The following is a 14,422-nucleotide window of genomic DNA, read 5'->3' as shown; positions in this document are numbered from 1 at the left end:
CATGCTGATCCGTCCGATGACCGAGCACGAACTGACCGACGCGTACGGCATCCGCTACCAGCAGCTCTACCCGCACGGCGGGGAAGACCTCGCCCCCTGGGGCTTCGGGAAGGCGGTGGTGGAGCCCGGCGGGGCGACCGAGCCGCACCAGCACGAGGAGAACGAGGTCTTCGTCTTCCTCGACGGCCGCGGCGAGATCACCATCGGCGAGGAACGCGCGCCCGTCCACCCCGAGCTGTCCGTGTTCATCCCCGGCGGCAGCCGCCACTTCGTGACGAACACCGGCGACACCCGGATGGTGTTCCTCTCCATCTACTGGCCGGACAGCCACGGACCCGTCAGCCTCTGAGGAGCTCACCAGCGATGCCCGTGTCCAGCATTGTCACCGCCGCACCGCCGACACCGAACGGCGATCTCCACCTGGGCCACCTCGCGGGCCCGTACTCCGGGGCCGACATCTACACCCGCGCCTGCCACCTGCGCGCCGAGGACGCCCTGTACGCCACCGGTTCGGACGTCCACCAGAGCTACGTCCCGGCGAAGGCCCGCACCCTGGGCATCGACCCCCCGGAGATGGCCCAGGGCTTCGCCGACGAGATCGCCGCGATCTTCGACTCGATCGGCTTCGCCATCGACTCCTACGTCCGCCCCCAGCACTCGACGCGCCACCAGGAGACCGTCCGGGACTTCGTGCTGGCCCTGGAACGGCAAGGCCGCCTGGAACGCCGCACCGAGGACTGCCTGTACTGCCAGGACTGCGAGCGCTACCTGTTCGAGGCATACGTCCGGGGCGGCTGCCCGCACTGCGGCGTGCCCACCGACGGCAGCTCCTGCGAGGTGTGCGCCTGGCCGAACGTCTGCACCGACCTGACCGACCCGCGCTGCACCACCTGCGACCGGCCGCCGGTACTGCGCTCCTACCAACGCCTGGTCTTCCCCCTCGGCCGCTACACCGAGCGGCTCGCCGCGTACCACCGCACCGTCGTGATGAGCCCCCGGCTCCGCGCCTTCTGCCTGGAACTGACCGCGGCCGGGCTGCCGGACATCCCTCTCAGCCACCCCACCGGATGGGGTCTGCCCGTGCCGGTGGCGGGCTTCGAGGACCAGCGCGTCTACGTCTGGGCCGAGATGGCGCCGGGCTACCTCAACGCGGTGGCCGAAGCCCTCGACCGGCGGGGCGACGGCACCGACCCCCGAGAGGCATGGGACCGCGCGGGGATCGTGCAGTTCTTCGGCTTCGACAACAGCTACTTCCACGCCGCGCTGATACCCGCCCTGCTGATGGCCTACGACGAGGGACTGCGGCTGCCGGACGCGCTGCTGACCAACGAGTTCTACGAGCTCGATGCGGCGAAGTTCTCCACCAGCCGCCGGCACGCGATCTGGGCCACCGACCTGCTGGCCCACGCACCGGCCGACACGGTGCGCTTCGTGCTGGCCCTGGACCGGCCCGAGGACGAACGGACCAACTTCACCTGGCAGCGCTTCCACGAACTGGCGGACGGCGAGCTGGCCGGGCGCTGGCAGCCCTGGCTCGCCTCGGTGCTCGACCGCCTGGCGACCGGCGCCCCGACCGCGCTCACCGGCCTGACCGACGCGCACCGCGCGCAGCTGGCCGAACTGGCCCGCCTCGCCGCCCGCGGCCACGGCGCGTACCTGGCCGGGAACTTCTCGCCCCGCACCGCCGCCCAAGCCCTGTGCGACCTGGTCCGCGGCACGGCCGAGTTCGCCGCCGCCCACCCGGATGACACCGCGACACTCGCAGTGGAGGCCACAGCCGCGCAACTGCTGGCCCGGCTCGCGTACCCCGTCATGCCGGACTTCGCCGAGCGACTGTGGCGGGCACTGGGCCGCACCGGGCCGGTACGCGGCACGGACCCGGGCCCGCTGACGGCCGAGAGCGCGGCGCAGGCCGGGGTCGTCTTCTTCGACCCGCAGCCCGCCGATCTGGAGTCGAAGGTGATGGACCGGTGAGCGGCCGGCCGCAGTGACATCCGCGCTGGTGGCCGGGGCAGGGGTGGTCGGCCTCTCGATCGCCCGTGAACTCGCCCGCCGCGGGCACCGGGTGACGGTCGTCGACCCCGACGAGCCCGGCGAGCACGGCCCCTCCGCGGCCGAGTCCCGGATCCTGCGCTGCTCCTACGGCGCGCGCAGCCAGTACACCGAGCTGACCTGGCAATCGGTGCGCCGCTGGCGGGAGTTGGAACGCGAGAGCGGCCAGCAGCTGCTGATCCCGTCCGGGGTGCTCGGCTTCGCGTCGCGGGGAACGTCCACCGGCTGGGAGGAGCGGTCGCTGGCCGTGCTGCGCGGCCTGGGCATCCCGGTCGAGCGGCTGTCGCCCCGCGAGGTGGCCCGGCGCTTCCCCACGACGGGCACCGAGGACCTGGTGTTCGCGCTGTACGAACCCGAGGCGGGCGTGCTGCGCGCCCGCCGCGCCGTCCGGGCACTGGCCGCCTCCTGCCGGGCGCTCGGCTGCGAGCTGGTACGCGGCGAGGCCCGCCCGGCCGGTACGGGGGTACTGGTCGACGGCACCGAGCACCGGGCCCCACTGGTGGTCTGGGCGGTCGGCGCGGCACTGCCCGGGCTCTTCCCGGAACTCGCCTGCGGGCGGCCGGCGGACCAGGTCAGCTACTACCTGGACTCGCCCGCGCTGCCCTGCGGGCCGACCGGACCGGCCTGGCTCGACCTGGGCCGGGCCATGTACGGCATCGGGGCCCTGAGCGGCACCGGGGTCAAAGTCGTCCCCGACACCGAGGCACCCCCCGGCGCCCGGCCCACGGCACCGTTCGAACTACCGGAGTCCGCCCGGGCCTACCTGCGCCTGCGCTTTCCCGCGCTGGCGGGCGCCCCGGTGCTCTCCGCCGAGACCTGCACCTACACCACCACCGAGAACGAGGAGTTCGTCCTCGGACGGCATCCGGCCGCCCCATCCGTCTGGCTGGTGGGGGGCGACTCCGGCCACGGCTTCAAGAACGCACCCACATGGGGGAGTTACGTATGCGACGTACTGGAGGGAAAAGCCTCGCCGCACCCGCGCTGGCGGCTGCGGCCGAAGGCGGCGACCCGCTGACGGCGGCCCTCGACCGGCTCGTCCCGGCCGGCCCGGAGCACGGCTTCGGGGCCGACATCGACGAGGCGCACGCGGTGCTGCTGTCCGCGACGGCCTCCCCGGAGGAGAAGGAGACGGCGCTGCGCCGCTGGTTCGGCAGGCACCAGCCGTGCGTCTTCGCCAAGGTGGCCTCCCGGCCGGGCGCGGACCCGGCCCTCGACATCTGCTGGGTGACCGACGAGGATCTGGCCCTCGGCTCCGAGCACGTCGAGAAGCTGCTCCAACAGGCCCGGGAACGCTGGAAGTTGCGCGCACTGGAGGGCCGGACCAGCAGTCTGCAGGTGATGTTCGGCAGCGCCCGACTGGCCCACGCCCGGCCGGGACCGGAACTGGTGGAGGTGTTCCGGCTGCTGGTCGGGCTGTACCTGCCGCAGTGGACGCCGATCGAGGCCGACACCATCTGCCTGGACGGCGTGCCGCTGCGCCGCCCCGACGGGAGCATCGAGCTGTTCGCGGCCAGCATGACGGTGTTCTTCACCGGCGCCCACCTCACCCGGGCGCACGATCACCGGGTACCGGGCGGCATGCTGCTCAACATCAACGCCGTGGGCCACCACACCCAGGCCGCGCACGACGCCGGACGGTTCCGCACCCATGCCGAGGCCGTCCGCAACTCCCATGGCACGGCGCTGCGTTCGGTCGGCAACGGCGGCATCGGGCACCCGTCCGGCCACGGCAGCACCTGGCACCTCGGCGGCTCCTTCCCCACGGGTTACGGTGTGCGCCGACCGCCCCGGCCGGGCCACCTGCCGGCCGACGCCGACCCCGAGCGGTACTGCGCGCTGTACCACATCGACGTCACCGTCTCCTCGTACTACGCCGACCCGACGCCCTACCCGCCGCCCGCCGGCGAGCCCGCCCCGGACGAGTGGACCATGATGCTCGACTACTTCACCGCCGACGAGAGCCCGGCCTACCACAACGCCGCGCTGATGGCCGGGCTGCCCATCGGGCCCGAGCAACTGCACGACGCGCCGTGGCGGCCGGAGTCCCGGCCGAACAGCCGGCGGGAGTTCTGATGGCCGCTCTGCTGCACCTGCTCCCGGGTGACACCCTGCCGGGCGGGCCGACCGTCCTCGGCGCCGTCCAGGTCCGCAGCGCGACCCAGCGCTGGGCCGAGTACCTGCTGACCGGCGGGCCCGGCGGCGCGACGCTCTGGCTGGCGGTCGAGGCCCTGCCGGACGGCACCGAGCGCAGCTCGTACTGGCACCGCACCACCGCCGAGGCGGCCGGCTTCGACCCGGACCGCCCCGCCCTGGAGGGCCGGGCGCTCACCGTGGTCGAGCGCGGCCACGGCGAGTACCGGGCCGCCGGCGAGTTCGGCGGCCTGCCGGGCCTGCGCGCGGGCACCGGCCGCCTGCACTACGTCGACTACACCGGCCCCGGGCTCCGGGCCAGCCTGGAGCACTTCGGACCGGCGGGCCTCGACGCCCCCGGCCTCCTCGGCGTCGAGGCCCGGCCGCCCGCCTGACCCTCCCCCGCACGACAGAACGGACCGATACCCGTGACCGACCGTCCCACCGACTGGTGGAGCACCTTCTTCACCGACGTCTACACCGGCTCCGACCTGGAGCTGCGCGACACGGCCACCGCCGAGGCGATGGTGCGCTGCGTCACCGGCGCGCTCGATCCCAAGCCCGGCGCCACCCTGCTCGACCTGGCCTGCGGCACCGGCCGCCACAGCGTGCCGCTCGGCGCGGCGGGCTTCGAGGTCACCGGCGTGGACCTGATGGAGCCGTACCTGGCGCAGGCCCGCGAGCGGGCCGCACGGGCCGGACAGCGGGTCTCCTTCGTACAGGCCGACATGCGCGACCTGAGCGCCCTCCCGGAGGGCTCCTTCGATGCCGTGGTGAGCCTGCACACCAGCTTCGGCTTCTTCGACACCGATGAGGAGAACCTCGCCGTCCTGCGCGAGATCCGCGGCCGCCTGGCCCCGGACGGGCGGCTGCTGATCGACGTGATGAACCGGGACTGGTTCCTCACCCAGAGCGGCGAGTCCTTCGGCACCGCGCCGCAGGAGTTCGTGGTCCGCAACTTCGACTCCAGCACCGGCACCACGTACCTGTACGAGGAGCGGTTCGACGCGCAGACCAGCCGGATCACCTGGACCATCCAGGCCTTCGACCCCGCGTCGGGCACGGTCGGACGCAGCGTCACCGCCGACTACCGCGTCTACAGCGCCCACGAGCTGACCACCCTGCTCACCCGCGCGGGCCTGGTCCCGGAAGGGCTGTACGGCGACTACGACCTCAGCCCGTTCCACGTCCACTCGCCGCACCTGATCTGTACGGCCGCCCGCCCGGCCGAAGAGGAGTGACCCCCGTGTCCCGCACCTTCCAGGAGACCGCCCTGCACCGCATGGTCCACGCCCAGGCGGAGGCCGTCGACCGGCTGGCCGAGGCCGACCTCCGGCAGGCCGCCGAGCGCCTGGCCGACGCCCGCCGGGTGCTGCTGCTCGGCACCGGCACCAGCCAGCACGCCGCCGAACTCGGCGCCATGATGCTCCATCACGCCGGGGTGGACGCCCGCTGGTCGTCCGCCGCCCAGTTCGCCCGCTGGGGCGCCCCGCTGCGCTCCGACGACGCCGTGGTGGTGATCACCCACACGGCGGAGACGGCCTTCGCGCTGCGCTGCCGGGAGCAGGCTCTCGCGGCGGGCGTGCCGACGGTCTCGATCACCGGCGCCGGCACCACCGACTGGGCCGAGTCGGTCGAGACGGTGGCCAAGGAGCAGTCCGAGACCTACACCGTCAGCTACACCGCCGCCCTGACCGTGCTGGCCGGGCTCGCCCACCGCCTCGGCGCCGGGCAGTACGGCCCCGAGCAACTGCACCGCACCGCCGAGGCCGTCCGCGAGGCCTGCCGGGAGCCAGGCCTGGACGCCGTCGCCCTGCCCGCCCGGGCGCTCGCGGTGATCGGCGCCGGGCCCTGGGGGGTGACCGCCCGGGAGGGCGCGCTGAAGGTCCGCGAGGCCGCCCGCATCCTCGCCGAGGGCTACGAGTCGGAGCTGTACCTGCACGGGTCGGCCGTGCCGTTCGGCGCCGCCGACGGCCTGCTGCTGCTCGAACCCGACGCCGACCCGGACGGCCTGACCGCCGCCCTCGGCGCGGCCGCCGCCGCGGAGGGCATCACCGTGGGCACCCTCGCCGCGACTCCCGCGGCCGCCGGGCTGCCTCCGGTGCTGGCGCAGCTCCCGCTGACCGTCCGGCTCCAGCTGCTGGCGGGCCGCTGGGCCGAGCTGCGCCACCAGAACCCGGACGTGGCGATCGTCGGCGCCTGGGCCAAGACCGAACTGTGGGCCGTGGGCGCGCCGTAACCTACCGGGGCGGCCGGCCCGGCGGGTCCACGCACCACGACGCCCCGGGGTCCGGCGCCTGACGTGTTGCCAGTGGCGCGCAGCCGGACACCGGCGGGGTGCGCACCGTCCGGGCCTGGTGGCGTCGCGTCAGGCCGCCACCGGCCCGGACGCCTCGGGAGCGGCGAGCCGCTTCGCGGCGCGGTGACCGGCCGGCACGCCCTCGGCGATGATGACGTCGGCCGTCATGTGCCGGGTCCGCACATTCGAGGATGTCCCGGCAAGGGTCTATTGCAAGGGTTGATCGTCGAGTGCATAGGCACGGTCCGGCAACCCTGTGCGACCTCCAAAGTCCTCCGGTGTTTGGGCCGCAGAGTCGGCGTACGCCGCCAGTGCCCCTGCCTGCGCCGCCCAGGAAGGGGCCCCCGGACCGTTCTGACGGCCGATCACACCGGGTCCGGACCACTCGCTCGCCCGGACCCGGGTGGCGGCACTCGGCACGTTCTTCAGGGCCCTGCCCGGAAGGCCGGCCACGGCATCGGCCCCTCGAACCTCCCGCCCGTATCATCCGGGTCAGTGAATCTACCCCAATTCTATGGAAATTCCCCATGAGATATGGATAGAATGCCGCAATGGCACTCAGCACACTGGAAACGTTGCGACTCACCGTGGCCGCGATCCGGCAGCGCACCGGCGAGAGTCAGCGCGAACTCGCCACTGCTCTCGACCTGACCCAGGACAAGGTGTCCCGTCGTCAGTCCGGCGCCCAGCCCTGGTCCCTGGACGAAGTCGACGCCCTCGCCCTGCACTGGGGCATGACGCCGCTCGACCTGCTCGCCGGCCCCACCCACGCCGCCCAGTCCCTGACCTGGCCCCCCGACACCGCCGCACCGCAGCCGGTGCCGGCCACCTTCACCGCCCAGGCCCCGACCGCCGTGCCGGCGCAGCCGACCGTCCCGGCCGCCGCCCCTGCCCCGGCCGTCGCGGCCCCGCCGCAGGTGCCCGGCGGCGAGCAGGAGGGCCGGGTGGTGGAGCTGGACCGGACCGCGGCCGGGGAACTGCTGAGCGCGGAGCCCGCACCCTGCGTGCGGTGCGGCCGCCCGAGCCCGTACCGCTCAGGCGGCCGGCCGATGCACATGGGCGGCTGGTGCACCCCCGACACCGGGGTCGCCGAACGAGTCCGGGCGGCTCCGGCCGCCGTGGCAGCGCCCGCCCAGGCCGTCACCTCCGAACACACCACGCCCGCCGCAGAGCCGACCACGTCCGTCGCAGAGCCGCTGGCCCCGGCCGAGCACGCCGCGCCCGCCCCCGCCGTGGAAAGGCACACCCAAGCAGAGCCGGCGGGGCCTTCGCCGGCCGCCTTGGACGCGCTCGCCCGCCACCCGCGCATCGCCGCCGCGCCGACCGCCGACGCCGCGCCCCGACCGGCCGCCCGTCCCGCGTCCGCCGCGCCGCGCGCGGAGTACGCCGGTACGGGCCGGGACCTCGGCTACTACCTCGACATGATCACCGCAGCGGTCGAGCAGGCCCTCGAAGAGCACGACGGCGACACCGAGGCCGCGTCCGCCGCGCTGGAGAAGAAGGCGATCCCGAACGGGATGGCCCTGTTCGAAGCGACCCGCGTCGGCGCCGCGTACGAGCACACCGTCTATCCGGACCGCCTCGAATTCCTCTCCAAGAAAACCAGGAACGGCGCGGACGAAATCTGGGAAGGCCGCCACAAGTGGGAGAACGCCCCGCTGATGGAAGCCCTCAAGCGCGGTGACCTGGACCGGCTGGCGGTCGACGTCCTGGACACCAACGCCGCCTACTGCAGCGCCCTGAAGACCCACCTGCCGATCGGCTCGCTCGTCCACCAGCCCGACGGCGGTTTCGACCCCAAGCGCTCCGGGATCTACCTGCTGCCCAAGCGCCCCACCTGGGAACACCCGCACCTGCCCGACCCGATCGGCAACCGCCACGAGGCCGGCCCCGTGCTCCTGGACGGCGCCACCGTGCGCCTGCTGATCCGCTGCCACAAGCTCGGCCTCACCGACGCCCCGCACATCACCGAAGCCTGGACCAGCGGTGCCTCCGAGGGCCTGCTGGAGAAGTTCCGCCGCGTCCTCACCCAGGCCCGCGAGAACGCCATCCACGACGGCGACCCCGTCACCGAGAAATACGTCAAGGCGATGTACGCGAAATTCGCCTCGACCATCGGCGAATCCACCTACAATCGAGAAATTCGCCGACCCGACTGGATGCACATCATCCGCAGCCAGGCATTCGCGAATCTCTGGTACAAGGCCCACCGCGCCCACAACGGCGGCCTGACAATCGTCAGGCTGCGCGGCACCGACGAATTGCACGTCACCGGCGGCGAATGGCGAAAGTCCAACGGCGGCGTCTTCGAAGAAGGCCGACTCACCACCCAGATGAAACTCAAGGACCAGTACACCCTGCCCCTGAACCGGAAGCGGAGCGCCTAAAAAAGTGTCGACCGACGGATGGAAGAACTTCGGCCGCTACGGTGCCGGCATCGACCCCGGAAACGTCCACGGCTCCGTCGCCCTCGGCCGCGCCCTGGAGGACGCCGTGGAACGGATGATCCTGGAGGGCGGCATCAAGTCCCCGGCCAGCAGCCGGCGCGGCCTCAAGGCCCGGATGAACTACCTGATGTCCCACAAGGGCGGCCGCCAGGCCCTCGCCGGCGCCGGCGTCACCGCCACCCCCGCCACCACGCGCGCCTGGAAGAAGGGCACCCAGCGCCCCCGCCCCGCCAACCTGGAGGCGATCGACACCGCCTACTGGAACCTGCGCGCCGCCAACGTCCTGAACAACCCCGCCATCCTCAAAGCCCACCTCAACCGCGACGGCCGCGGCACCCGCATCGAAATCCACCCCATCAACCAGGACGCCGTCGACGAACCCCGCCGCCGCGACAACCTCCGCGTCCGCTCCTTCCAGGCCCGCTACATCTGGGACGACGCCGTCGACGCCCTCACCACCGGCGACGCCGACAAACTCGCAGAGATCTGGGACGACGTCATCAGCGAACTCGACAGCGACTACGGCGCCTACCAGTACGTCTCCCACGTCGGCCTCGGCGCCTGAAACCCGGCGCCCGGCGGCCGCCACCGGGCGGCCGCCCACCCGCCGAACGAAGAGGAACGGCGGTGACCACCGACACCACCCGCCCTCGACCGCACCCAGAACCAGGACGACCACCCAGGAACACGCCCTGCTCGCCACCACCCCCACCGAATCCGCCGCCGAGCGGCCGGAACAACCCCGCAGAACATCCAGCAAGCCCTGCACCAGGCCCAGTTCGGCGAACGCTGCGCCGACCGGTACGCCGACGCCGGAGACGAGACCGCCCACGCCGACGCGACCACGGCCCGCACCGAGCGGCGGCGCATCCACGACCACACCGCCACCACCCACACCGAGCGCTACGACCCCGACCGCGACACCGCCCTCCAGCACACGCTGCTCGCCGACCGCCGCCTCCGCGAGGCCGCCGACCGCGCACGCGAGGCCGCCCGCCAGGCCCGCCAGGCCCGTCAGACCGTCGCCGCCGCCCACCGCCATCCTGCCGGCCCCGCCGCCCGATCCCTCTGCACCGCCCTCGACCGCGCCGGCCCCCACCACCTGACCGACGACGGCCACCAGGCCGTCCGCACCGCTCCTCGCGGCCCCCGACCCGGCGGTACGGCGCTTCGTCCTCGACACCACCGCACACCACCTCGCACTTCGCACCCTCACGGCCCTCGCCGAGAACGACCCCGACCGGCAGACCAGAGCCCGGGCCGCCGAGGCCGCCACCCGGCAGGCGGTGTGGACCGACCAGGCCGAACTGCTGCGCCGCCTGGCCCGCAGCCGCCACGCCGAGGTACGGATCATCGCCCGCACCGGGCTGATGCGCACCGGCTCCCCGCAGCACGTGGCGCCGCACCTCGACGACCCCTCCGCACCGATCCGCGCCCGGGCCGGAGAGCCGCACGCCGCACCGGCACCGACCCGCTGACGCACTACCGCACGGCCGTCCAAGCCGACGAGCCCCAGGTCGGGGCGGTCGCGGGGCTCGCCGAGACCGGCAACCGGACCGACGGCCCCTGCTCACCGCGCTCCTGGACAACCCGGCGCCCCAGGTCCGCGTCCACGCCCTGCGGAGCCTCGACCTGGCGTCCGTGCCCCGGGCCACGGCGCTGCTGCGGGACGGCTCCGCCGCGGTGGTCGAGGAAGCCGCCGCCACCCTCGCCCCCAGCGCCGCCCAGCTGCCCGCCGACCTGTTGTGGGACCTGCTCACCGACCCGCAGCGACCGGCTGTCCGACGGGCCGGCCACCGGCTGCTGACCCGGCGCGACCGCCTCACCGCCCTGCGCGCCGCCCTCCTCCTGAGCGGCGAGACCGGCCCCCGGCTCGCCGCCCGGGGCACGGCGGACGCCACCGCACGGGTCCGCGAACTGGCCCCGCATCCCTGGCTCACCCGCCCGCCCCCGACCCTCGACGCCGACCCCGCCCGGGCCGCCGAACTGCTCACCCTGGCGCAGGAACACCGCACCGCCCTCACCGAGGACGTGATCCGGCTACTGCACGACGCCCTCCGCCCGACCACCAGTAGCCAGGCCGCAAGCAGGCCCGCCTCCAGCGGCCCGCCCGCGCCCGGCGCACACACCCGCCCCCGGCCGCCGTCCGGCCGGGCGCCCCACCGGCGGGCCGCAGCGCACAGCCTGCCCGGAACCCGGTGAAGCCCGCACCGCGACCGCAACGAGGAGTGGACGCGACGCCCACCGCCGCCGAGCACGACGACCGCCGCCGCGGGGGAGCGGCCGCGACGTCCGCGCACAGTCCGCCCCGGGGATGGGAGCCGGGGACCACCGCAAGCAGGCGCGGTGCCAGGCACGGTCGCCTACCGGTCAAGATCGGGCGGTGGGGGAGCTGTCGGTGACAGGGAGCCTGTGCCGCGCGCCCGCTGAGCGCTGGTCGCCACGGCCGGTCGTTCGGCGGCCCGGTGGGCAGGGCGCCGTGGTGGTGGCGGGCGACGGCCTCCAGCAGTGCGGTGCGGGCTCGGCGCCGGCGGACGTCCTCGGCGCGGCCGGCGTCTGCGGCCCACGCGGGCAGGGGCCGGTCCTGCGCGGCCGCGGTGAGCGCGCGGCCGAGCCCTTTGATCGCGGCCCGCCGGTCGGTCGGCTGCCCGAGCAGGCCGCGCACCAGGTCGTCGACGGCGCGGGCCGGAACGGCGCCGACGACGCGGGCCTCGGCGGCGGTCTCGGCGAGGGCGTCCTCGTCCAGGTCCTCGACTTCCTCCCGCCGCGGCTCGGCGGTCCGTTCGAACTCCTCCGGCACCGCCGCAGGGCGGCCTCGACGGCGGTCGGCGACCACGGCGGCGGAGTGCGGGGAACCCGGACAGCTTCGGTCAGCACCCTGGCGGCGCCGGGGTGCGCCCCGGGAGGCCGGGGCACACCTGCGGGAGTCCGGCGTCAGCAGGCCACCACGGTGGAGACGGTGGCGGTCGAGGTGGGCCAGCCGGGCTGGGCCACCGAGAAGGTGGTGCTGACGGTGGCGCCGCACGGGGCGCTGGAGAAGACGCTGCCGACCTGGTTCGAGCCGGCCTGGACGATGAGGCTCGGGTGGACGGGGGCGAGGGGGGCGCTGCCGACGACCGTGCCGGAGACGGTGAAGCCGAGGAGCCGGGGCTGCCAGGACGGGTCGGCGGGCGTGGCCACCCCGTAGAAGCGGACCTGGTTGCCGGTCACCTCGACGCAGGCCTGGGTCAGCAGCGGGCCGGGTGCGCCAGGGGTGCCGCAGGTCACGACGGCGCCGACCGGGCCGCTCGGCGCGGCGGCGGCCCCCTGGGCGGTGGCCAGGGTGGTCAGGGCCGCCGCGGCGGCGACGGCGATGACGGTGGTCTTCATGGGGGTGTCTCTCCTCGGGGGCGGGGATGGGACGATGGGCGGAATGTGAAATGTCACATTCCTCTGATGCCAGCATGGCAGCCCCCGCACCCCGGGGTGCGGCATCCGCGAAAGAAGACGGTCCTCCGCGGATATCGGCCACCGAATGACCGAAACGGCCTGTCGCCGATCGCACAAACCCCTGGCCCGGCTTCGCCCCGACCTACGGCTTCGACCCCGACCGCCCGCCGCAGCGGGAGACCGAGGCCGTCGATCCGGCCGAACCGCGCCGCCAGCTGGAGTCGGCGCCGCGGCCGGCCCGGGCAGGGAGCGCCCGAGACGCCGCCGTCGCCGGCGAACTCGCCCTCGGCTTCGAGGCGTTCACACCCGCCGGCGCCCCGCACCAGACCCTCGGCCTGTACCCCGTCGAGCCCGGATCGCCCTCCGAAGCCGCACTCCGCATGCTCTGACACCCCGCTCCGCCGCGCCCGCCCTCCCGCAGCCGCCTGCCGCCCGGCCGGCGCCCGCCGCCGCCCCGTTCGATGGAGCCGGCCCCGTTCCGGAGACGGAGGCCGGCGAGGTGGCTGCCAGGTGCCTTGTCGTATCGGGTGGCGACGCCCCGCCAGGCCTTCAGCCCGTTGATCGGGCGCTCGACGGTGTTCCGGTCCTTATGACGGCCTTGACGTGGCGTTTGCGCAGGCGGGCGCGGGTGGCGGCGAGGCGGTAGGAGCCGGTGCCGTCATCGCGCTCGTCGGGCTCTGTCCCGGCGGCAACCGCCCCACCCTGCCCCGACGCCGACCCGCATGATCACATCCACAGATCCGGCCGAAGAGCCGGCTTTCAGCCAGATGGGACTCCTCGGCGCACGTCATCGGACGACCTTGCTGTCTTTCCCCCGTGCTTTTGCGCGCCTGGTCATCATGGACATTCCAATAGCTCGTCTTTTCGCACAGGAGGACGGCATGCGAATGGATCAGGGATTCTCGGAGACCGACGGGGAGTGGCAGACGGTCCACGCACTCCCGGAAACCCGCCTGCGGGGGCAGGTGCTCGGGTACCGGGGCTACCGGCTGAACCTGCGCCGACTCAGGCGCCGCCTGGAAGTGCCAACGGACGCACTCACCGTGACCTTCGGCTTCGAGGGCTCCCTGCGACTCACGGACGCCGTCCTGGGAGGGCCCGTCGTCCCGCTCTCCTCGATGGTGGCAGGCCTGCGCCGGACGGCCACGGTCGCCGAGCACAGCGGCTCGCTGTCCGGTGTGGCAGTCTCGCTGACCCCACAGGCCGCATACGGTGTCTTCGGTCCCGCCGTCGCGGAGCTGGGAGACCAGTGGGTCGACATCAGCCAGCTGCTCCGCCGTCAGGAACGCCACCTGGCCGAGCAGTTGGCGGACGCCGACGGCTGGGACGCGCGCCACGCCCTGCTTGACGCGTTCTTCGTCGCGCGGCTGTCGGCCGGTCACCAATGGGCGCCCTCGGTGACCACGGCGTGGCACGAGATCCGCCGGACCGCCGGAGCAGTGCCGGTCCAACAGCTCGCCGAGCTGACGGGATGGAGCCGGCGGCGGCTGGAACTGCGCTTCCGGGACCAGCTCGGCATGCCGCCGAAGCAGGTCGCGCAGATCCTGCGACTCCAGCGGACCCTGGCCGCGTTCGACGCCTCACCCGGAAGCAGCGGGGCCCAGATCGCGGCGGAATGCGGCTTCTACGACCAGGCGCACCTCGACCGGGCCTTCCGGGCCATGGTCGGCCACACGCCCCGCGACTTCTTCCGCCACCGCGGCCGCCCGACGCAGGCCGAGCCGACCGACCGGCTCACGGGCCAGGTCACCAGCGCGGTACTGGCGGCCGGATCGGCCCGAAACACACACAGGGCCGGTGCACCCCAGCCGTAAGGGCGGCCACTTCGTGCTGCCCGCGCAGATCGCTTCCGCCCCCTTCAGCACCAACCGCTGCACGGCGGCCCACAGCGCTCGCCGCTGCCGCGCCGACCCAGCTCAACGGGCCTGCCCGCCAAGGACATTCGCATTTGTACAAGACGCCGCCCCCTCAGCCCGAATCCACCGGCCGATGCGAGTGTGATCGTTTCGGAGGTTCGTGGGGGGTTGGCCGGTGGGTGGGTGTGGGGCATCCGCTGGTCTGC

General features: G+C 73.9%; 13 protein-coding genes and 1 pseudogene. 12 read left to right on the top strand and 2 right to left on the bottom strand.

Annotation, left to right across the window (positions count from 1 at the left end):
• The first annotated feature begins 1 nt into the window (after position 1).
• From ACIHEI_RS35090 to ACIHEI_RS35040, 11 genes are all read left to right on the top strand, one after another.
• Positions 2 to 349 (top strand): cupin domain-containing protein, encoded by a 348-nt coding sequence (locus ACIHEI_RS35090; protein ID WP_387642004.1) that lies wholly within the window; start codon positions 2 to 4, stop codon positions 347 to 349.
• Between the two features lie 14 nt (positions 350 to 363).
• Entirely contained in the window at positions 364 to 1,974 is a 1,611-nt protein-coding gene (locus ACIHEI_RS35085; RefSeq protein WP_396609609.1) for a methionine--tRNA ligase, read from the top strand.
• 13 nt (positions 1,975 to 1,987) lie between these two features.
• Positions 1,988 to 3,070 carry an NAD(P)/FAD-dependent oxidoreductase gene (locus ACIHEI_RS35080; protein WP_396609608.1) on the top strand — a complete coding sequence of 361 codons (1,083 nt, stop codon included), beginning with the start codon at positions 1,988 to 1,990 and terminating at the stop codon, positions 3,068 to 3,070.
• Positions 2,998 to 4,128: a hypothetical protein gene (locus ACIHEI_RS35075; protein ID WP_396609607.1), complete on the top strand. Its 1,131-nt coding sequence runs from the start codon at positions 2,998 to 3,000 to the stop codon at positions 4,126 to 4,128. The genes ACIHEI_RS35080 and ACIHEI_RS35075 overlap by 73 nt, the downstream gene beginning before the upstream one ends.
• Positions 4,128 to 4,580, top strand: coding sequence for a DUF4178 domain-containing protein (locus tag ACIHEI_RS35070; RefSeq protein ID WP_396609606.1), 453 nt, complete (start codon positions 4,128 to 4,130; stop codon positions 4,578 to 4,580). The genes ACIHEI_RS35075 and ACIHEI_RS35070 overlap by 1 nt, the downstream gene beginning before the upstream one ends.
• A gap of 33 nt (positions 4,581 to 4,613) precedes the next feature.
• Complete coding sequence (locus ACIHEI_RS35065; RefSeq protein WP_396609605.1) at positions 4,614 to 5,426, top strand: class I SAM-dependent methyltransferase; 813 nt, start codon at positions 4,614 to 4,616, stop codon at positions 5,424 to 5,426.
• Positions 5,427 to 5,431: 5 nt separating this feature from the next.
• The gene (locus ACIHEI_RS35060) at positions 5,432 to 6,424 is read left to right on the top strand and encodes an SIS domain-containing protein (RefSeq protein ID WP_396609604.1); all 993 of its coding nucleotides are present in this window, start codon (positions 5,432 to 5,434) and stop codon (positions 6,422 to 6,424) included.
• Positions 6,425 to 7,035: 611 nt separating this feature from the next.
• A complete protein-coding gene (locus ACIHEI_RS35055) occupies positions 7,036 to 8,871 on the top strand; it encodes an acyltransferase (protein WP_396609603.1) in 1,836 nt (611 codons plus the stop codon).
• A 4-nt stretch (positions 8,872 to 8,875) separates the two neighbouring features.
• Positions 8,876 to 9,496 (top strand): hypothetical protein, encoded by a 621-nt coding sequence (locus ACIHEI_RS35050; protein ID WP_396609602.1) that lies wholly within the window; start codon positions 8,876 to 8,878, stop codon positions 9,494 to 9,496.
• A gap of 721 nt (positions 9,497 to 10,217) precedes the next feature.
• Positions 10,218 to 10,409 carry a hypothetical protein gene (locus tag ACIHEI_RS35045; RefSeq protein WP_396609601.1) on the top strand — a complete coding sequence of 64 codons (192 nt, stop codon included), beginning with the start codon at positions 10,218 to 10,220 and terminating at the stop codon, positions 10,407 to 10,409.
• 163 nt (positions 10,410 to 10,572) lie between these two features.
• Complete coding sequence (locus ACIHEI_RS35040; RefSeq protein ID WP_396609600.1) at positions 10,573 to 11,133, top strand: hypothetical protein; 561 nt, start codon at positions 10,573 to 10,575, stop codon at positions 11,131 to 11,133.
• Positions 11,134 to 11,865: 732 nt separating this feature from the next.
• On the opposite strand, the gene ACIHEI_RS35035 is transcribed toward ACIHEI_RS35040, so the two are convergent.
• Entirely contained in the window at positions 11,866 to 12,300 is a 435-nt protein-coding gene (locus ACIHEI_RS35035) for a hypothetical protein (protein WP_396609599.1), read from the bottom strand.
• A 538-nt stretch (positions 12,301 to 12,838) separates the two neighbouring features.
• A pseudogene (locus ACIHEI_RS35030) lies at positions 12,839 to 12,952 on the bottom strand (IS5/IS1182 family transposase); the annotation flags it as partial.
• 289 nt (positions 12,953 to 13,241) lie between these two features.
• On the opposite strand from ACIHEI_RS35030, the gene ACIHEI_RS35025 reads away from it, so the two are divergent.
• Positions 13,242 to 14,174, top strand: coding sequence for a helix-turn-helix domain-containing protein (locus ACIHEI_RS35025; RefSeq protein ID WP_396609598.1), 933 nt, complete (start codon positions 13,242 to 13,244; stop codon positions 14,172 to 14,174).
• The last annotated feature ends 248 nt before the right edge of the window (positions 14,175 to 14,422 follow it).

It is taken from the genome of Kitasatospora sp. NPDC051984, from assembly GCF_044593455.1.
Classification (GTDB): Bacteria; Actinomycetota; Actinomycetes; order Streptomycetales; family Streptomycetaceae; genus Kitasatospora.
Note: the sequence above shows the minus strand (reverse complement) of the source record. Positions and strands in the feature narration are given on the sequence as shown.

Coding starts and splice junctions, on each gene's coding strand:
- ACIHEI_RS35090 (WP_387642004.1), top strand. CDS start 2: ATGCTGATCCGTCCGATGACCGAGCACGAACTGACCGACGCGTACGGC.
- ACIHEI_RS35085 (WP_396609609.1), top strand. CDS start 364: ATGCCCGTGTCCAGCATTGTCACCGCCGCACCGCCGACACCGAACGGC.
- ACIHEI_RS35075 (WP_396609607.1), top strand. CDS start 2,998: ATGCGACGTACTGGAGGGAAAAGCCTCGCCGCACCCGCGCTGGCGGCT.
- ACIHEI_RS35070 (WP_396609606.1), top strand. CDS start 4,128: ATGGCCGCTCTGCTGCACCTGCTCCCGGGTGACACCCTGCCGGGCGGG.
- ACIHEI_RS35055 (WP_396609603.1), top strand. CDS start 7,036: ATGGCACTCAGCACACTGGAAACGTTGCGACTCACCGTGGCCGCGATC.
- ACIHEI_RS35035 (WP_396609599.1), bottom strand. CDS start 12,300: ATGAAGACCACCGTCATCGCCGTCGCCGCCGCGGCGGCCCTGACCACC.
- ACIHEI_RS35025 (WP_396609598.1), top strand. CDS start 13,242: ATGCGAATGGATCAGGGATTCTCGGAGACCGACGGGGAGTGGCAGACG.